Origin of the sequence: Jiangella gansuensis DSM 44835 (assembly GCF_000515395.1) — a bacterium.
GTDB lineage: Bacteria > Actinomycetota > Actinomycetes > Jiangellales > Jiangellaceae > Jiangella > Jiangella gansuensis.
This window is the reverse complement of record NZ_KI911782.1, coordinates 3,710,873-3,730,197: the sequence shown is the minus strand read 5'-3', so window position 1 is coordinate 3,730,197 and position 19,325 is coordinate 3,710,873. Positions and strand designations below refer to the sequence as shown.

The 19,325-nt window shown below is 70.9% G+C and carries 13 protein-coding genes; 3 read left to right on the top strand and 10 right to left on the bottom strand.

All coding sequences use genetic code 11. The features are described 5' to 3' along the window. Positions 1–37: 37 nt before the first annotated feature. The 3 genes from xylB to JIAGA_RS34660 form a co-directional block, all read right to left on the bottom strand. Positions 38–1,420 carry a xylulokinase gene (xylB, locus tag JIAGA_RS0117615; RefSeq protein ID WP_026876689.1) on the bottom strand — a complete coding sequence of 461 codons (1,383 nt, stop codon included), beginning with the start codon at positions 1,418–1,420 and terminating at the stop codon, positions 38–40. Positions 1,421–1,484: 64 nt separating this feature from the next. After that, positions 1,485–2,132, bottom strand: coding sequence for a DsbA family oxidoreductase (locus JIAGA_RS0117610; RefSeq protein WP_026876688.1), 648 nt, complete (start codon positions 2,130–2,132; stop codon positions 1,485–1,487). A 40-nt stretch (positions 2,133–2,172) separates the two neighbouring features. After that, positions 2,173–2,325 (bottom strand): hypothetical protein, encoded by a 153-nt coding sequence (locus tag JIAGA_RS34660; protein ID WP_157553273.1) that lies wholly within the window; start codon positions 2,323–2,325, stop codon positions 2,173–2,175. A gap of 189 nt (positions 2,326–2,514) precedes the next feature. Here JIAGA_RS34660 and JIAGA_RS0117600 point away from each other — a divergent pair, with 189 nt between their 5' ends. Beyond that, entirely contained in the window at positions 2,515–2,877 is a 363-nt protein-coding gene (locus JIAGA_RS0117600; RefSeq protein WP_026876687.1) for a hypothetical protein, read from the top strand. A gap of 22 nt (positions 2,878–2,899) precedes the next feature. Here the strand turns inward: JIAGA_RS0117600 and dnaG are convergent, their stop codons facing one another. Next, on the bottom strand, positions 2,900–4,798 hold the full coding sequence (gene dnaG, locus JIAGA_RS0117595) for a DNA primase (RefSeq protein WP_026876686.1): 1,899 nt from the start codon (positions 4,796–4,798) through the stop codon (positions 2,900–2,902). An 82-nt stretch (positions 4,799–4,880) separates the two neighbouring features. Between dnaG and JIAGA_RS0117590 the strand changes: the two genes are divergently transcribed. After that, entirely contained in the window at positions 4,881–5,681 is an 801-nt protein-coding gene (locus JIAGA_RS0117590) for an Fpg/Nei family DNA glycosylase (RefSeq protein WP_026876685.1), read from the top strand. 109 nt (positions 5,682–5,790) lie between these two features. On the opposite strand, the gene JIAGA_RS0117585 is transcribed toward JIAGA_RS0117590, so the two are convergent. After that, a complete protein-coding gene (locus JIAGA_RS0117585) occupies positions 5,791–7,023 on the bottom strand; it encodes a deoxyguanosinetriphosphate triphosphohydrolase (protein ID WP_026876684.1) in 1,233 nt (410 codons plus the stop codon). A gap of 73 nt (positions 7,024–7,096) precedes the next feature. On the opposite strand from JIAGA_RS0117585, the gene lhgO reads away from it, so the two are divergent. Further along, a complete protein-coding gene (lhgO, locus tag JIAGA_RS0117580) occupies positions 7,097–8,296 on the top strand; it encodes an L-2-hydroxyglutarate oxidase (protein WP_026876683.1) in 1,200 nt (399 codons plus the stop codon). A 231-nt stretch (positions 8,297–8,527) separates the two neighbouring features. Here the strand turns inward: lhgO and JIAGA_RS33240 are convergent, their stop codons facing one another. From JIAGA_RS33240 to JIAGA_RS30530, 5 genes are all read right to left on the bottom strand, one after another. After that, on the bottom strand, positions 8,528–9,307 hold the full coding sequence (locus JIAGA_RS33240) for a hypothetical protein (RefSeq protein WP_157553271.1): 780 nt from the start codon (positions 9,305–9,307) through the stop codon (positions 8,528–8,530). A 126-nt stretch (positions 9,308–9,433) separates the two neighbouring features. Continuing rightward, positions 9,434–12,142 (bottom strand): pyruvate, phosphate dikinase, encoded by a 2,709-nt coding sequence (gene ppdK, locus JIAGA_RS0117570; protein ID WP_026876682.1) that lies wholly within the window; start codon positions 12,140–12,142, stop codon positions 9,434–9,436. 269 nt (positions 12,143–12,411) lie between these two features. Beyond that, on the bottom strand, positions 12,412–12,684 hold the full coding sequence (locus JIAGA_RS0117565; protein ID WP_026876681.1) for a hypothetical protein: 273 nt from the start codon (positions 12,682–12,684) through the stop codon (positions 12,412–12,414). A 297-nt stretch (positions 12,685–12,981) separates the two neighbouring features. Further along, on the bottom strand, positions 12,982–14,484 hold the full coding sequence (locus JIAGA_RS0117560; RefSeq protein ID WP_026876680.1) for a glucoamylase family protein: 1,503 nt from the start codon (positions 14,482–14,484) through the stop codon (positions 12,982–12,984). A 26-nt stretch (positions 14,485–14,510) separates the two neighbouring features. Beyond that, complete coding sequence (locus JIAGA_RS30530; protein WP_084469762.1) at positions 14,511–19,145, bottom strand: ThuA domain-containing protein; 4,635 nt, start codon at positions 19,143–19,145, stop codon at positions 14,511–14,513. Positions 19,146–19,325: the final 180 nt, after the last annotated feature.

The following is a 19,325-nucleotide window of genomic DNA, read 5'->3' as shown; positions in this document are numbered from 1 at the left end:
CCCAGCCGTCCCACGACGGTGTCCCCGTACCCCGCGATCAGCCGTGCAACCTGGTCCGCGCCTGCGCGTAGGCCTCGCGGACAGCCGCGCCGCCGCCGCGTGGCTCCACCGTCGCCTCGACGTCGAGCGGCCAGGCCGGCGGCGTCGGCGCTCCGGTGAGCGCCCAGGCGGCCTGCCGGGCCGCCCCGCGGGCGACGTACTCCCCCGCCGCCGGCACGACCACCGGCGTGCCGAACACCTCGGGCGCCACCGCACGGACCGCGGCCGACTGCGCCGCGCCGCCGATCAGCACCACCCGCTCGACGACGACGCCCTGCGCGGCCAGCGCGTCCACGCCGTCGGCGAGGCCGCACAGCATGCCTTCGACGGCCGCGCGGGCGAGGTTGGCGGGGGTCATGGCGGCACGGGTGAGCCCGACCAGCGAGCCGGTCGCGTCGGGAAGGTCAGGGGTGCGCTCGCCGTCGAGGTAGGGCAGCAGAACCATGCCACCGGCGCCGGGTTCGCCCTGCAGGGCCAGCTGATCCAGGCCGGACAGGTCGGCGCCGAGCATCGTGGCGGCGGCCGTGAGGACCCGAGCCGCGTTCAGCGTGGCCACCAGTGGGAGGTGGCGGCCGGTGGCATCGGCGAACCCGGCCACCAGCCCGCTGGCGTCGGCGACCGGCGACTCCGACACAGCGAACGCGGTGCCGCTGGTGCCGAGGGAGACGACGACATCGCCCGGCTCCAGCGTCAGGCCGAGGGCGGCGCCCATGTTGTCGCCGGTGCCGGCCGCGATGGCCGCGCCGGACGCCGTCGTCCCGACCACCTCGGCGGGCGCGGCCACCCGGGGCACGCCGATCTCGCGCCCGAAGCCCAGTCGCAGCAGGTCGAGCCGGTAGTCGTTGGTGCCGGCGGACCAGTACCCGGTGCCGGAGGCGTCGCCGCGATCGGTAACGGGCCGCTCCGGCCGGCCGGCCAGCTGCCAGGTGAGGTAGTCGTGCGGGAGCATGACCTGCTCGACGCGGTCGGCGGCGGCAGGCTCGTGCACGGCCAGCCAGCGCAGCTTGGTGACCGTGAAGCTCGCGACCGGTACCAGCCCGACGGCGTCAGCCCAGGCCTGCGGGCCACCGAGCTCCTGCGTCAGGTCGCGGGCGGCCGCAGCTGACCGCGTGTCGTTCCACAGCAGGGCCGGCCGCACGACGTCACCGTCGGCGTCCAGGACCACCATGCCGTGCTGCTGTCCCCCGACCGCGACGGCGTCGGCCCGCTCGAGCAGACCGTCGCCGGCTTTGGCGAGTGCGTCCCACCAGGCCCGCGGGTCGACCTCGGTGCCGTCGGGGTGGTCGGCCCGGGCGGAGTCGACGACGGCGCCGGAGTCGGCGTCGACGAGCACGACCTTGCAGGACTGAGTGGACGAGTCGATGCCAGCGACGAGGGTCATGCCGAGCATCATGCCTGCCGGGCCCGGGACACCGGAAGGCACGGTCCCGCTACGGTGGCGCTCGTCAGGAAGCGGCGACCGCCCGGCCGTACGCCTCCTGAAGCGCCGACAGGAAGGTCTCCACCGGCTGGGCTCCGGACACGCCGTGCGTGCGGCCCAGGACGAAGAACGGCACCCCGTTGGCACCGAACTGCCGGGCGAGGTCGATCTCGGCCCGCACGTCGTCGGCGTGGTCGTCGCCGGCCAGTACCCGGCGCGCCTCGTCGGCCGGCACGCCGGCCTCTGCCGCGAGGCGGATCACCGTCTCCGGGTCGCTCAGGTGCTGGGTCTCGATCAGGTGCGCGCGCATGAAACGTTCGTGCACCTGCGGCCCGGCGTCGTACTTCCGGGCCAGGTGGGCGACGCGGTGCGCGTCGAAGGTGTTGGCGACGTGCGCGTTCTCCAGGTCGTACTCGAGGCCCTCGGCGGCCGCCAGCGCGGTCACCCGGTCGGTCATCGCGCGGACCTGCTCCGGCCCGGCGCCCATCTTCTTGGCCAGGTGGTCCAGGACCAGCCCGTCGGCGCCCGGCTCTACCGTCGGGTCGAGCTGGTAACTACGCCACAGGATCTCGACGTCGCCGGCGTGCTCGAACCGGCTCAGCGCGGTCTCCAACCGCCGCTTACCGATGTAGCACCAGGGACAGACGAAGTCCGACCACACCTCGATCAGCACTGTCGCGTTCTCCTTGCGTTGTCGTGGACGTCGGGCGGGGTCAGAGCGCGCAGAATCCGTCGGTGCACGCACCGGCGCCCACGTCTGCCGCGCCGCCCACCGTGCTGAGCACGATCCGCCCGTTCGGGGCGGCCAGCTCCTCCCGCGCTTCCTCGGTGATGGCGGCGGTCGCGGTCTCCCGTGGTTCGCTCATGATGGTTGAAGCGTCAACTGGTCCTGCCGCATTCCCGCGATGCCCGGCTCGGGCCGGCCGCAGCTGGCCCGCACGCTGTCCACAAGCCAGACGAGTTCCGGACGTTATCCACAATGTCCGATTTCTCCCCGCCGAGCTGCGCCGCGATCAGCCAGGGTCGTACCATGACGATCCACGAAGGAGCAGTGCATGAACGACGCGCAGACCTGGACGCTCATCGGCGGCTTCATCGCCGTTGTCAGCATCATGTTCACGATGCTGCTGCGCCTGGTCGACGCCAAGGTCGGCGGCATCGAGAGCCGCTTCGACAGCCGGTTCGACACCATCGACCTCCGATTCGCGGCGATGGACGAGAAATTCGACGCCCGCTTCCAATCCATGGACACGAGGCTCGGCGCCATGGACACGAAGTTCGGCGCCATGGACACGAAGTTCGACTCCATGCGCGCCGAGATGAACACCCGGTTTGACGAGGTCAACCGGCGCATCGACCACCTCGACGGTGACGTGCAGGCGCTGACGCGGCACGTCTTCCACCGCGAAGACGGCTGACCGCGCGCGGCGCCGCCGGTCGTCAGGTGCTGGCGCCGATGCCCCGTTCGCGCAGGTCGCGCCGGTGCTTCTCCAGCGCCATCAGCTCACCGAACAGGCGGTTGTAGAGCTCGACCTGCGCTGACGGGTCAGTGCGCTGGAGCTTCGCCTTCAGCGACACCAGCTGCCGGGACACCCAGACCTCGTGCAGCCGCAGCACCACCGATACGGTGTAGCGCTGTACGGCGTTCTCGTCGACCGGCATCGCCTCGACCGCCAGCTGAGTGATCACCTGCCGGACCGCCTCATCGGAGGTGGCACCCAACAGTGCGTCCACCCACGGGTGGCCCCCGGCCTGGGTGGCGCAGCCGCCGGCTTTGCCGATGGTCTCGCGGACCGCGCGGTACACCGGCGACACGAACGCGTCGGCACCCAGATCGTCGAACGTCGGACCGGCCAGCGCGGGCCGCTGCACCGCGATGCGCAGTGCGTCACGCTCCAGCCCCAGCGTCTGCGGGTCGACGTCGCCGTGTACGGGCACGCCCAGCGCCTGCTGACCCGCCGGCGGGGCGGGCGGGCGCTGCCGGCCGCGCTGCTCCGGCGCCCCCGAGACCGCCCGCACCCGGCGCACCACGGACAGCTCGTCGGGTGCGCCGACCCAACCGGCCAGCCGGCGCGCGTACTCGTCCCGCAGGGCGCGGTCACGGATCTGGGCGACCAGTGGCACCGCCTTCTCCAGGGCCCGGGTGCGGCCCTCCGGGTGGTCCAGGTCGTATCCGTCGACCATGGTGCGGATGGCGAACTCGAACAGCGGCCGGTGCCGCGCCACCAGTTCGCGCACCGCGAGGTCGCCGGAGCGCTGGCGCAACTCGCACGGGTCGAGACCATCGGGCTCGATCGCGACGTACGTCTGCGAGACGAACCGCTGGTCGCCCTCGAACGCCCGCAGCGCGGCCTTCTGACCGGCGGCATCGCCGTCGAAGGTGAAGATCACCTGACCGCGGTATTCGTCCTGGTCGCGCAGCAGCCGGCGCAGCGTACGCGCGTGGTCGTCGCCGAACGCCGTCCCGCAGGTGGCGACGGCCGTGGTGACGCCGGCCAGGTGGCAGGCCATGACGTCGGTGTAGCCCTCGACGACGACGGCCTGCGACGTGCGCGCGATGTCCTTCTTCGCGAGGTCGACCCCGTAGAGCACGTGGCTCTTCTTGTAGATCGAGGTCTCCGGCGTGTTGAGGTACTTGGCCTCGATGCGGTCGTCGTCGAACAGCCGGCGGGCACCGAAGCCGACGACGTCGCCGAGCAGGTCGCGGATGGGCCACATGAGCCGGCCGCGGAACCGGTCGTACGGGGCGTTGCGGCCCTGCGCGACCAGCCCGGCGGCGATGAGCTCCTGGTCGCTGAAGCCCTTCTGCCGCAGGTGCTTGCGCAACACCTCGCCGCCTTGCGGGGCATAGCCCACACCGAACCGCTCGGCCGCGGTCTGGTCGAAGCCGCGTTCGTCGAGGAACTGGCGGCCGGTCATCGCCTCCGGCGACGACTCCAGCGCCTCCGAGTAGAACTCCGCCGCCATGCGGTGCGCCTCGACCAGCCGGGTGCGCTGTTCACGGCTCTGCCGCGGCGCCGAGCCGGCCTTGGCTTCCTCGTACCGCAGCTGCAGCCCGACCTTGTCGGCCAACCGCTCGACCGCCTCGGCGAACGACAGCTGATCGATGTTCTGCACGAAGCTGATGACGTCGCCGCCCTCGGAGCAGCCGAAACAGTGGTAGAAACCGCGGGCTGGAGTGACGTGGAAGGACGGCGTCTTCTCGTCGTGGAACGGGCACAGGCCTTTGAGGGACCCGCCGCCGGCGTTGCGCAGCGCGACGTACTCGCCGACGATGACGTCGATGCGGGCGCGCTCGCGAACCGCCGCGATGTCCTCGTCCCGGATGCGTCCCGCCACGAGAGCTGAGTCTACGACCGCCGCCGCGGTCGCGCTGAACCGCTCGTCCCATACGACCCGGCGTCGTGGGTATGTCGTAGACATGCCGGAACTACCGGACGTCGAAGGCTTCCGCCGGGTGCTCGACAGGGCGGCCGGGCACCGGATCGAGCGCGTCGACGTCCTCGACTCCGGCGTCCTGCGCGGCGTCACCGCCGACGCGCTGCGGGACGCGTTGACCGGGCAGACGTTCGCCACGCCGAAGCGGCACGGCAAGTGGCTGGTCGCGCCGGTCCGCTCCGGCCGGCGGCACCGTCAGGCGGAGCCGAGCGTGGTCTTCCACTTCGGCATGACCGGCGCGCTGGCCTGGGTCGACGGCAATGAGGAGCGTCACCGGCACGACCGGGTCGTCATCATCACGACCTCGAGAGAGCTCCGCTACCGCGACCTGCGCAAGCTCCATGGGCTCCGGCTCGCGCCCGACGACGACCACGTCGCGGACCTGCTGGGCGAGCTCGGGCCCGACGCGGCCGGCCTCGGCGAGGCCGAGCTCGGCAAACGACTCGAGGTGACCCGGCGGCGCCTCAAGCCCGCGCTCATGGACCAGACCGTCGTCGCGGGGCTCGGGAACCTCCTGGCCGACGAGATCCTCTGGCGGGCCCGGATCCACCCGGAACGCGGAACCCAGGACCTCACCGACGCCGACCGGGGCCGCCTGCACCGCAACCTGCGCACGGTGCTGAAGCGCTCGTCCCGGGCCGGCCGGGTCCCGGGGTGGGACACCTGGCTCACCGGCCACCGCGACGATCGTGACGGCAGCTGCCCGCGGTGCGGCACGACGCTGCGTCGCGCCCGCGTCGGGGGCCGCTCCACGGTCTGGTGCCCGAACTGCCAGCGGGACTGAGGCAGGCAGCCCCGTTGATCTTGGAGTAAGCGCGGAATTCCTGGGCGAGATGTCCGATTGATTCCGCACGTTCTCCAAGATCAACGGAAACGCGCCGGACGGCGGACGGTCAGCGCCGGCCAGTCAGCGCCGCGTGCAGGACATGCGCGGAATCGTCGGTCAACGATGCGACCTGGTCGACGATGACCCGCAGCCGGGCGGCGTCGTCGGCGGCACCGGCCCAGCTCTCCTGGAACGGCGGTTCCAGCGCCTCCGGGGCTCGCAGCCGCAGCGCCGCCACCAGCTCCTCGATGAGCTCACGCTGCCGCTCGTAGATGGGTGCACGGTCTGAGGCCGTCATGACATACACCGCCGCCAGCCCTTTGAGCAGCGCCACCTCGACCCGGGTGGCTCTCGGCACCTCGAGGTCGGCGGCATAGCGGGTGAGCCGGCCGCCGCCGTAGGCCGCGTGCGTCGCCCGCTCGGCGTGGTCGCAGAACCGGCCGATCAGCTGGCTCGTCATGTCCTTGAGCGCGGCCTGTGAGCGCATCCGGCCGTCGTAGTCGCCGACCCAGTACGGCAGTGCCCGCAGTCGTTCCAGCGCCGCGCCGATCTCGTCCGGTTCGGCGTCGGGCAGGTACCAGTCGCGGGTCAGCGCCGCCAGCCGGTCCCGCTCGTCCGGGTCGTCCAGCCGCTCGTCCAGCTGCAACCAGCCGCCGACGATGGCGTCCTCGACGTCGTGGACGCTGTAGGCGACGTCGTCGGAGAAGTCCATGACCTGTGCCTCGAGACAGCGACGGTCCCCCGCGGCACCGCTGCGCAGCCAGCCGAACACCTCGGCGTCGTCGTCGTAGACGCCGAACTTGCGGCCCGCGCGCTCGCCGCGCCGCCAGGGGTACTTCGTGGCCGCGTCGAGGCTGGCCCGGGTGAGGTTCAGCCCGGCCGAGCGCCCGTCCGGGTGCACAGCCTTCGCCTCCAGTCGGCTGAGCAGCCGCAGCGTCTGTGCGTTGCCCTCGAAACCGCCGATGTCGGCGGCGATCTCGTCGAGAACCTGCTCGCCGTTGTGCCCGAACGGCGGGTGCCCGAGGTCGTGCGCGAGACAGGCGGCATCGACGACGTCCGGGTCGCAGCCCAGCGCCTTGCCCAGCTCGCGGCCGACCTGCGCGACCTCCAGCGAGTGGGTGAGCCGGTTACGGACGAAGTCGTCACTGCCCGGCGCCACGACCTGCGTCTTGGCCGCCAGGCGGCGCAGCGACACCGAGTGCACCACACGGGCCCGGTCGCGTTCGAACGCCGTGCGCACCGCCCGTTTCGGTGGCTCGGGTGCCCAGCGCTCCCGGTCGGCGTCGTCGTAGCCGCTCATCAACGCTTGAGGTTACGCTCTCCACGGCGGCGCCGCCTCGCGGGCGGGCCGCGTCCTGGGACCGGGGGATCGCATCGTGACCACGTACGCCGTCATCGGGGCCGGAATCGTCGGCGCCGCCATCGCCCGTGCACTCGCCCGGTCGGCCGACGACGCCGACGTCACCGTCCTGGAGAAGGAGCCCGCGCCCGGGCAGCACCAGACGCGACGCAACAGCGGTGTCGTGCACGCGGGCATCTACTACGCGCCGGGCTCGGCGAAGGCGCGGTTCTCCCGCCGCGGCGTCGGCCTGCTGCGTGCGTACTGCGCGGAGAAGGGGCTGCGCTACGACGAGTGCGGCAAGCTGATCGTCGCCCTCGACGACATCCAGCGACGCCGCCTCGACGACCTGCGCGACCGGGCGCTCGCCAACGGCGTGCCCGGGGTGCGGATGCTCGACGCGGCCGGCCTGCGCGACATCGAGCCGCACGTACGCGGTGTCGCCGGCCTGCACTCCCCCACCACGGCCATCGTCGACTTCACGGAGATCGCCGCCGCGCTGCTCGCCGACACCGTCGACGCCGGCGGCACCGTGCGTACCGGATTCCAGGTCACCGGCTTCGCGCAGTCGCAGGACGAGGTCCGGGTGACCGGCGCACACGGCGAGACCATCGCCGTGGACCGGGTGGTGATCTGCGCCGGCCTGCACGCGGACCGGCTGGCCGTGCTGGCCGGCGACGACCGGTACCCGCGCATCGTGCCGTTCCGGGGCGAGTTCGCGCTGCTGCGGCGGGAGCGGCGCGACCTGGTGCGCGGTCTGATCTACCCGGTGCCGGACCCGCGCTACCCGTTCCTCGGCGTCCACCTGACCAAGCGGGTCGACGGCGAGGTGATGGTGGGCCCCAACGCGGTGCTGGCACTGGCCCGGGAAGGTTACCGGCGCCGCGACCTCGACGCCGCTGAGCTGCTCGGGCTGGCCCGGTGGCCCGGGTTCCGCCGGTTCGCCTGGGCCAACCGGCGCACCGCCGTGCAGGAGTTGCGCGGCTCCCTCAGCCGCCACCGGTTCGCGGCGGCGGCCGCGGCCTACCTGCCCGGACTGACCGCCGCCGACCTGACGCCCGCGCCGGCCGGCATCCGGGCCCAGGCGATGGACGCCGACGGTGGTCTGGTCGACGACTTCCGGATCAGCCGCGTCGGCAACGTCGTGTGCATCCGCAACGCGCCGTCGCCGGCCGCGACCGCGTGCCTGGCCATCGCCGACGACGTCGCCGCCGGCCTGCTGGACCGGACCTGAGCCCTCCACCGTCGGTCACCTGATCGGGACCCGCCTGACGTCCGATTCGCCTTGGTCGGCGAAATCACCACTGGGATCGGACATTTCGGCCAGCTCAGCGAGGACCTCGCGTACCAAGAGGATGACGACGCGTACCAAGGTCCGACGGCGTCGAAGACGATCAGGTGCACCGACCCGGGCCACTTGGGCCGAGCGGTGCACCTGATCGTTCAGTGCGTTACGGAGAGACGGTCACGCCTTGACGAGGCGGTTGCGCAGCGCCACCGCGCCGACGGCCAGCAGCGTCAGAGCCGCCGCGATGAGCACCGCGGGAGAGCTACCGGTGTCGGGCAGCCCCGGCTCGTCCGTCTCCGACGGCGACGGGCTCGGGGTGTCCGAGGGCGACGGAGTGTCGGACGGCGACGGGGTGTCCGTCGGAGTCGGCTCGTCGGTCGGCGGCTCGGTCGGCTGGGTGGGCTCGTCCGTGGGCGGCTCGGTGGGCTCGTCGGTCGGCGGCTCGGTCGGCTCGGTGGGCTCGTCGGTCGGCGGCTCGGTGGGCTCGTCCGTGGGCGGCACAGTGGGCTCGTCCGTCGGCGGCGTCGTCGGCATACCGCACGCGAACCAGTGGCTGATCCGCGGGTACTTGTCACCGGAACGGCCGTCGGCCAGCTCCCAGCCCTTGTGCGGCGCGTGCAGGCTGGTCCACGGCTCCTCGACGTACAGGGCGAAGTCCGGGCCGCCCTTCACGCCGATGGCGGTGATCACGTACGAGTCGTCCTTCAGTTCCACGTCCAGGAACTGCTGCTCGCTGCCGTGGGTGGTCCAGGTGAGGATGTCGTTCTCGCCGGAGTCGGACCCCTCGATGTCGGCCAGGGTCTCCCCCAGCTCGGTGACGCCGAGGGTGGCCGCGGCCGCGATGACGGCCGGGTCTTCACAGTCCTTCCCGTTACCGGGGAAGAAGTTGTGATCGTGGTCGTGATGCACGTCATTGGCGGCGGCGGAGACGGCCGCGCCTATGACAAACGCGGGCAAAACGGCTGCAACGTAGGCAAGGCGGCGCACTATGGCCTCTCAATACTCAAAACGCACGAATTTGCTGCGGAGCAGCCCGGACATTAGCGAAGATGCCGGACTGCCCGCAACCAGCCACGCCAGGCGTCAGCGGCTGTCGCTGCCCTCCCCGCCGGCGGCGGCCAACGCGGCGCGGCCGGCCTCCAACCGGGCCACCGGGACCCGGAACGGTGAGCAGGAGACGTAGTCGAGCTTGATCGATTCGAAGAAGTGGATCGAGTCCGGGTCGCCTCCGTGCTCACCGCAGATCCCGAGCTCCAGCTCCGGCCGGGTCTCCTTGCCCTCCCAAGCGGCGATCGACACCAGCCGGCCGACGCCCTCGGCGTCGATCGACTCGAACGGGCTCACCCCGAAGACCCCGCGTTCCAGGTACGCGGGGAAGAAGGTCGCTTCGACGTCGTCGCGGGAGAAGCCCCACGTGGTCTGGGTGAGGTCGTTGGTGCCGAAGGAGAAGAACTCCGCGGCCTGGGCGATCTCGTGCGCCGTCATGGCCGCACGTGGCAGCTCGATCATGGTTCCGATCGGGAAGCGCAGGTCCTCCCCCGTCTCGGCGGCCACCTCCGCCACGGTCGCCTCGGCCATCTCGCGGATCGCCTCCAACTCCTGCACCGCCGCGACCAGCGGCACCATGATCTGCGGGCGTGGGTCCAGGCCCCGGCCGTGCAACTCCGCGGCGGCCTCGGCGATGGCCCTGACCTGCAGCTGGAACAGCCCCGGCACGACGAGGCCCAGCCGGACACCACGCATGCCGAGCATCGGGTTCTGTTCGTGCAGGCGCTGCACTTCGGCGAGCAGCTCGGTCGCCTCGCGGTCGGACTGACCGGTCGCTTCGGCCACGGCCACCTTCACCGACAGGTCGGTCAGGTCCGGGAGGAACTCGTGCAGCGGCGGGTCGAGCAGCCGGATCGTGACCGGCAACCCGTCCATGGCTTCCAGGATCTCCGCGAAGTCGGCCCGTTGCAGTGGGCGCAACTCGTCCAGGCCGGCGTCGCGCTGCTCGTCGGTGCGGGCCAGGATCACCCGCTCGACGATCTTGCGACGGGCGCCGAGGAACATGTGCTCGGTCCGGCACAGTCCGATGCCGCCGGCGCCGAGTTCGCGGGCCCGCCGCGCGTCCTCGCCGGTGTCGGCGTTGGCATGGACACCCAGGCGACGTCGTTCGTCGGCATGTCGCATGAGACGCAGCACCGCGTCGACGACCTGACGCCGGGCATCGTCGACGTCGTCGGGCAGCGGCTCGCCGTACAGCGCGTCCGACACCGCCGACGGAACCACCGGGACGGTGCCGACGAACACCTCTCCGGTACCGCCGTCGATGGAGATGACGTCCCCCTCGGCGACGCGCACGCCGTCGGGAGTGACGAACCCGCGGCCGCGCGGATCGACCCGCAGGGCCTCGACCCCCACGACGCAGGTGCGGCCCATGCCGCGGGCGACGACGGCGGCATGCGACGTCTTGCCGCCGCGCGAAGTGAGGACGCCGCGCGAGGCGACCATGCCGCGCAGGTCGTCGGGGTTGGTCTCGCGGCGGACCAGGATCACGTCCTCGCCCCGCCCGGCCCAGTCGACGGCGGTCGCGGAGTCGAACGCCGCCTTGCCGACCGCGGCGCCGGGGCTGGCCGCCATACCGCGAGCGATCGGCGTGCGTGGCGCCGCAGGGTCGAACTGCGGGAACATCAGCCGGGCCAGCTGCGCGCCGGTCACCCGCGACAATGCCTCGTCCTCGTCGATGAGCCCCTCGTCGACCAACTGGCCGGCAATACGGAACGCCGCGGCGGCGGTGCGCTTCCCGACCCGGGTCTGCAACATCCAGAGCTTTCCGCGCTCAATGGTGAACTCGATGTCGCACAGGTCGCGGTAGTGCCGTTCCAAGGTTTCCATGATGGCCAGCAACTGGTCGTAGGAGGCTTTGTCGAGGCGTTCCAGTTCGGCTAGCGGCAAGGTGTTGCGAATTCCGGCGACGACATCCTCGCCCTGCGCGTTCGGCAGGTAGTCGCCGTAGATTCCCTGTTCCCCGGTGGCCGGATCGCGGGTGAACGCGACCCCGGTACCGGAGTCGGGCCCGAGATTCCCGAACACCATGCAGACGACGTTCACCGCGGTGCCGAGGTCGTCGGGAATGCGCTCCTGCCGCCGGTAGATGTGGGCACGATCGGTGTTCCAGGAATCGAAGACCGCACGGATGGCGAGGTCGAGTTGCCCGCGCGGCTCCTGTGGGAATTCCCGGCCCGCTTCCCGGCTCACCACGCCCTTGAACTCGTCGACGAGACGCCGCAGGTCAGTAGCGCCGAGGTCGAGGTCGGCCTCGACGCCACGGTCCTTCTTCACCGCTTCCATGGCCTTGTCGAAATGCTCGGCGTCGATGCCCAGGACGGTGGTGCCGAACATCTGGATGAGCCGCCGGTAGGAGTCCCACGCGAATCTCTCGTCGCCGGCGCGCTCGGCCAGTCCGCCGACCGAGGCATCGGTCAGCCCGACGTTGAGAACGGTGTCCATCATTCCCGGCATCGAGAACTTCGCGCCCGACCGTACGGATACCAGCAATGGATCCCGCGGGTCGCCGAGTCGCTTTCCCATCCGTAATTCCAGGTCGGCGAGGTGACGCCCGACCTCGTCGGCCAGGCCGTCCGGTTCCCGCCCGTTGGCGAGATAAGCGCGGCAGGCTTCGGTGCTGATGGTGAAACCGGGTGGAACCGGTAGTCCGAGTGATGTCATCTCAGCCAGGTTGGCACCCTTGCCACCGAGCAGATCGCGGTCGTCCTTGCTTCCCTGTGAGAAATCGAAAACGTACTGCAGCACCGGCCGGCCCTCCGTGTCGCTGAACGGAAAACACCTGGAACGAGTTTTCGCGGAGCGTAGCGACGGCCTACCCCGTCCCGCCTCGACCAATTGCGGACCAATTTCTCGGCTGCCGCCGGTTCGGCACGGCCCCGTACAGGTGAGCGCCGATGACCCCGGTTCCATGGTGGCCAGGACGTGACGAAGGGCACACCTACTGGTACTGACCTCTCCTGACCACTGGTTGCGGACAGGCGTCTGACGTGCTTCGACGCGGTCAGACGTGGTCAGTCGTCGGCGGAGGTGCCGCCGGGGAGGTCCTCGGCGATGGTGTCGCTGAGTTCGGTGACGTTGAAGACGAGCCAGATGAAGATGCCGGCGGCCAGCGCGGACACCACGATGGTGCCGAGAGAGAACTTCGAGTGCACGGCCTTGTAGATCACGAAGCCGATGGCCACGGTGATGGCGACCGTCTGGAGCACGGGCTGGGCGTCCGTCGCGGTCTGGGTGGCCCAGTCGAGGACCCCGGCCCGCACGGTGATGTCGACCGGCACCGTCACGGCGGCGCTCCCTCCGTCGTCGCTCGCCTCTGCTTCGAGGGTACGGGGCGGCCGCCGGCACGACGAGGCGCCGCCCACCAGTCAGGACGAACGGCCGACCCGGCAGGGCCGTCCGGCGGGGTCCGGGGACACCGGACCAGGGTTCGGTCGGGCATCGGAGGCGAGGAACGAGCCGACGCGGGCGGGCCGTCCGGCGGGGTCCGGGGACACCGGACCAGGGTTCGGTCGGGCATCGGAGGCGAGGAACGAGCCGACGCGGGCGGGGGCCGGTGTCCCCGGACCCCGCCCGACATCCGGTCAGCGGAAGTTGGCGAACTCCTCCATCGCCATCACCGGCCGCACCCGGCTGGTCAGCTTCGGCGTGACGAACGCGTCGCGCAGCATGTCGCCGGCCAGGTGGTTGCCGATCGCGCCCATGATCATGCCTTGGTCCAGCGCGAGGTAGTGCTCGTCGACCACTCCCGTGTCGACGTTGACGGTGTCACGGAAGCCCCAGTCGGTGTAGATGCCGAAGTCGCGTTCGAGGTTGGCGAGGTTCTCCAGCGCCTCCTCCGGGGCGTACCGCAGGGCGAGGAACGACGCGTGCGGCGTGACGACGCCGTTCGTGTAGTCCTCCGGCCCGGGCAGCGGCTGCGCCGGCCGGTCGCAGCCGTCGAAGCCGGGGTCGACCGTGGTGCCGTCGTTGTTCGACGGGTAGCCGGTCGGGTCCATCCCGATCCACGGGACGCCGTACACGCGGTAGCCGCCCTCGGTGTCGTTGGCCGGCGAGAACCCCCAGTACCCGTACTGGGCCTCTTCCAGGCCGTGCTCGATGTGTGCCCGGACGGTCAGCGGGTGGTTGACGTTCCAGCTGCGCCGGCCCCACTGCTCCTCCGGCACGAACAGCGTGGGCATCAGCGCCTCGAACATGCTGCCGCCCCAGCCCGGGACGATCTCCATGCCGCGGTACCGGTAGGCGCCTTCCCACACGTCCTGGTGTAGGTAGTCGCGCCACTCGCCGACCGGCTTCTGCTGCTGCCAGCTCCAGTCGCACGTGTCGGGGAAGCTGCGCCAGGTGCCGAAGTAGTGTTCACGCGGCAGTTCCCCTTTGGCGATGCCGATGTAGCTGGCGATGCGGCTCTCGCTGACCAGGGTGTCGTAGCAGCACGGTGCGTCACCAGTGCTGGGCGCGTAGTGGAACAGGATGCGGTTGACCTCCGGCCGGTAGTAGAAGCCGAAGTCCATGCTCTCGAAGAGGGCGCCGGCCGGTTCGGCGAGCTCCGGGACGGATGCCCGTACCACTTGCAGCGCCGTGGCCAGCCAGCCGTTGTCGACCGAGGACAGGTGCGGGACGATCGGCTCACCGCTGTCCGGCCAGGTGGTGATTACCTCGCCGGTGCGGTGGTCGTACCAGTTGAAGTACTGGCCGCTCTCCTCGTGCCGTTTCAGCCGCTCCAGGGTCGCGATGGTCACCGACAGCCGATCGACCAGCTCGCCCCGGTCGATGATCCCGAGTTCCTCGGCGACGACGGCACTCCACATGTAGGCGCCGATGTTCGTCGTCGACGTCTGGTCGCTGCGGGTGCCGTCGTGGTGCAGACTGTCGGCCGGCAGCCCGCTGTCGTCGTCGGTCATGGCGACGAACGAGGCCCAGGTGTCCTCGGCGTAGCGCTGCAGCGTGGCGCGGGCGTCGTCGCCGGTCGCCGTGGCCGACGACGACGCCGGCGTGGCGGCCTGCGTGGGCACCATCGCGCCCGCAACCAGGGCCGATACGGTGACCACCACGGCAGCGACACCCGATTGGCGGAACAGGGATCGCATGGCTCGTCCTTTCTCCAGGTACTCGGTCACGACGCGGCCCCGCGCGGGCCGGACGTGCCGGCGGCGGCGATGATGGCGCCGCGTTCGGCGCTGGTGATGACCCGGTCGTGGACCAGGTGCTGGGTGACGCTGCGAACGTGCATCATGAAGCGACCGTGCGAGGGCCAGTCCCGTTCGTCCTCGATGAGGTCGTCGACGGTGCAGCCGTCGCCGCGGTCCCGGTTCTCCACGCCGGAGTCCGCGTCACGGACGACGACGGTCGGGCCCAGGTCCGAACCCGGGCAGACATCGGCCCGGATCGTGAACATCGCGCTGCCCGGTTCCGACGTGTTGCCGGCGACGTCGGTGGCCCGGAACCGCACTGTGTGCTCGCCGTCGGCGCTGACGGTGACGGGCGACGTGTACGGCGTCCAGTCGCCGTCGTCCAGCGCGTATTCGACGGCCTCGACTCCAGAGCCCTCGTCGGTCGCGGTCACGGCGACGGAGACCGGCGTGTTGTAGGTGCCCTCGTAGCCCGGTGCGGGGTCGCCGTTCGGCTCCGGCGGGTCCAGCGTCGCGGACACCGCAGGCGGGACGTCGTCGTCGGGCGGCCCGCCGTCGACCACGTGGAAGTAGTCGAAGGCGACCGTGGTCGGCTGCGTCTGCTCCTGCCCGAAGGCGAACAGGCCCACGTCGGCGCCACCCAGCCGGGTGTTCTCGATCGCGCCGACCTGCTCGAACGTGACGCCGTCGGCGCTGTAGTAGCCGGTGTAGGTCGTGCCCGTCTTCTCCAGGCGCAGCCACCAGGTGGTGACGCCGTCGGGCAGCTCCACCTCGGGGAACGCCGGCTGGAAGATGTCGTCGATCTCGTGCCGCATCTCGATCTTCCGGACGCACGGCTGCCCCGGCGGTGAGGTGCCGACGTAGTCGAGCTTGAGGAAGGTCGCGTCGCTGTCGTAGACGAGGATGCCGCCCTGCTGCCACTGCTCACAGACCGGGCCGGTCACCTTCGTCTCGACCACCCAGTCGCCGTCCGGCACGGACTGCAGCATCAGGTTGGGTGCGTTGTTGTGCTGGTCGAACAGGTTCGTCGGGGTGGTGTCGATCTTCAGTTGACCGCCCTCGACGCGGAACCGGTTGAGGTCCGGTCGCACGACCTGGTCCCAGCGGCAGCCGTCCAGCCGGTCGCCGTCGAACTCGTCGTCCGGGGGCGGGTCGCTGCCCGGGTCGGCGCACTCGATGGGCGGCGACGGCTCCGGGATCGCCTCGACGCGGACGAAGTCCTCCGCGGCCGCGCCGGAAGCGTCGGTGACCGTGACCGTCGGCGTGTACACCCCGGACAGCTCGTAGGTGTGCGTGACCTGCGCACCGGTGGCCGTGCTGCCATCTCCGAGGTCCCAGGTGTAGGTAAGCTCCTCGCCCTCCGGGTCGCTCGCCTCGGCGGTCAGCGTCACCTGCAGCGGCAGCTCGCCGGACTCCGGCGTCGCCGTCACCGACAGCATCTCCGGGCGCGCGTCCAACGACACGCCCTTGCCCCGGAACTTCAGGTAGTTGAGGTTGAAGAGCCCGGTGGCGCCCGGCTCGTGCCGGAACACGAAGAACAGCTCGTGGGTCCCGCCGGGGTCCTCGACCGGGACGGTGACGTCGGCCCAGCGCTGCCAGCCGCCGGTGGGCTCGAGAAGGCCGCTCTCGGCGACGAGCGGCCCGTCGGGCGCGCCGGTGCGGATCTCGATGCGCCCGCCCTGGCCGCCACTGGCGTAACGGAAGGTGATCGCGTCGATGTTCGCCAGGTTCATCGTCTCGTAGGAGATGTAGTCGCCGTCGTCGATGAACCCGATGTTCTGGCGGCCGCCCTTCGGGTCGCTGGTGGCCTCCAGCTGGATGCCGCTCTGTGACGAGAAGTGCTCGGCCTCCTTCAGCTTCGGGTGCAGGACGTGCACGTCGCGGCCGGTGAGTGCGCCGACACCGTCGCCGCCCTGGTCGGTGTAGCGGGCCTCCAACACCCAGAAGAGATCCTCACCGGCCGGGTGGCCGTCGTCGGCGCGCGTGGCGACGACGCCCTCGCAGCCGGGCAGCACCTCGACCGGGTGCGCGTGGCCGGCATGCCCGAACAGCACGCCGAGCTCGACGCCGTCGCAGGAGATCGACCCGGACCCGCTGGAGCCGTCTTCGGCATCGGTGACCTCGATCCCGTAGGCGATGTCGTCGCCGAAGTCGAAGAATCCGCCGTCGACCGGCGGATCCAGCGCCACCTCCGGTGCGGTGTTGCCGGCGGTGATCTGCACCGTCCGGGACCGCTCGGTGCCGTCCTCGGCGGTCACCGTCAGCCGGGCGGAGTATTGCCCGGCGACGGTGTACGTGTGCGTCGGGTGGGGCTCGGTGGACTCCGCACCGTCGCCGAACGCCCAGTGGTAGGTGACCGGGAGCCCGGCCGGATACCCGGAACCCTCGCTGCTGAAGTTCACCGTCAGTGGCAGCGCGCCGGACGTCGGGTCCGCGCTGACCTCCGCGGTCGGCCGGGTCGCGCCGCCGGTGTACTCGATGCGGTACACGCCCGAGTCGGCGTTGTTGCCGCCGAAGCCGGTGCCCCACTCGATCAGGTACAGCGCTCCATCGGGCCCGAAGGTCATGTCCATCGGGCGCTGGAATTCCATCGACGTCAGCAACGGGTTGATGTCGTGGATGTCGCCGTCGTCGAGGCGGAACTCCCAGACGTCGTTGTCGAACGGCCGGAGGTAGCCGTCGTCGGTGCTGGTCCACTCGTAGAAGAGCGCGGTGCCGTCGTAGTAGGCCGGCCACTTGACGTCGGAGTCCAGGGCCTCGTCGTAGCGGTAGACCGGCCCGGCCATCGCGCCGCCGCCGGTGCCCAGCTCCGGCGCGTTGGTGCCGGTCTCGGAGCGGCCGTAGTAGATGTCGGGGGCGGTGACCGGCGGGAGCTGTGTCAGGCCGGTGTTGTTGGGTGAGTCGTTGACCGGGTTGGCGCAGTCGAAGGCAGGGCCGGCCGTCCGAGTGGCGAAGTCCCAGTCGCGGAACGGTCCCGCGCCGTGGCAGTACGGCCAGCCGTAGTTGCCGGCCGTGGTGATGCGGTTCCACTCCACCTGGCCCTCGGTGCCGCGCTCGGGGTCGGCCTGCGGTGCGTCCGGTCCGTAGTCGCCGACGAGCAGCGCGCCGGTTGCGGCGTCGACCTCGATCCGGAACGGGTTGCGGAAGCCCATCGCGTAGATCTCCGGCCGCGTCTGGGCGGTGCCGGGGGCGAACAGGTTGCCGTCCGGCACGGTGTAGGTGCCGTCGGGCTCGGGGTGGATACGCAGCACCTTGCCGCGCAGGTCGTCGGTGTTGGCGGAGCTGCGCTGGGCGTCGAAGGACGCCCGGCCGGGCCGCTCGTCGATCGGGGCGTAGCCGTCGGACTCAAACGGGTTGGTGTCGTCGCCGGTGGCGACATAGAGGCTGCCGGCGGCGTCGAACGCCAGCGACCCGCCGGCGTGCCCGGACTCCTCACGGTCGACCGGCACCTCCAGCAGCTGGATCTCGCTGGCCAGGTCGAGCGTGGTGCCGTCGAGGGTGAACCTGGACAGCCGCTGCTCCGCCTCGGTCCCGTCCGGCGAGTAGTAGAGATAGATCCAGCTGTTCGTGGCGAAGTCAGGGTCCAGGGCGATGCCGAGCAGCCCGTCCTCACGCTGCGTGTAGACGTCGAGGGTCCCGACGACGGTGGTCTGGCTGGTGACGGGGTCGATCATCCGGACCTCGCCGGCCCGCTCGATGTAGAACACCCGGCCGTCGGCGGCCACGTCCAGCTCCATCGGATTGGCGGTGCCGGTGTCGAGCGGGACCTTGTCGAAGCTGTCCCACACCGTGCCGCCGCAGTCGGCCGGGGCGACGCCGGCCGCGGTCTCGATACCGCCCAGTAGGTGTTGCAGGAACGCCGGCTCGGCGTAGCTCTCGATCGTGTGGCCGCCGCCCGTGTACCAGGAGCGGCCGCCGTCGTAGAGCTGGCACCACGCGATCGGGTGGTCCAGCCCCATCGGGTTCGCCTCGGGGTCGTACGTGTTCTCGTCCAGGCTGGCGAGCACATGGACGTTGCCACGCGGGTTGGTGCGGAAGCTGTACCACTCGTCGAACCGGGGCCACTGTGCGTCCAGGTGCGCGGTCGACGGGTGCGACCGGTCGGCGACGTGGACGGTCGCGTCCTGGTTACGCGGGTGACCCTGGAAGTAGGCACCGACCAGCTCGCCGTACCACGGCCAGTCGTACTCGGTGTCGGATGCGGAGTGCACGCCGGCGTAGCCGCCGCCGGCCCGGATGTAGCGCTCGAACGCCGACTGCTGCTCGTCGTTCAGCACGTCGCCGGTGGTCATCAGCCAGATGACGACGTCGTAGTTCGCCAGGTTCTCGTCGGTGAACGCGGCGGCATCCTCCGTGACATCGACGGTGAAGTCGTGCTCAGCCGCGAGCTGCTGTACGGCGGCGGTGGCGGCCGGGATCGAGTCATGCCGGAACGCCGCGGTCTTGGAGAAGACCAGAGCGCTGAAACGCGGTTCCTCCTGCTGTGCCTGCGCCGGAGCGGCGACGGCGAGCAGGCCGGCGATCAGTGCGACGACCGCCGCCAGCACCGCAGGGGGTCGGTGGCGCCGTTGCCGGCGGCGAGACCGGGAACGTGGCCGGCGCGATCCAGGACGAGCCATGAGCGGTTCCTCTCCGTCGAACCCCCGTCTGTGCCCCCGCGACCCCGTATTTGTTGGACCTCCAGCGAAATGTAACCGGTATCAGTAACCGGTTACGACGAGGTTACGCACCAAATGTCCGCTGTCAAGAGGCTGGAGCAGCCCGGCCGCGGCGCCAGCCCGATGGCATCAACGCCTGTG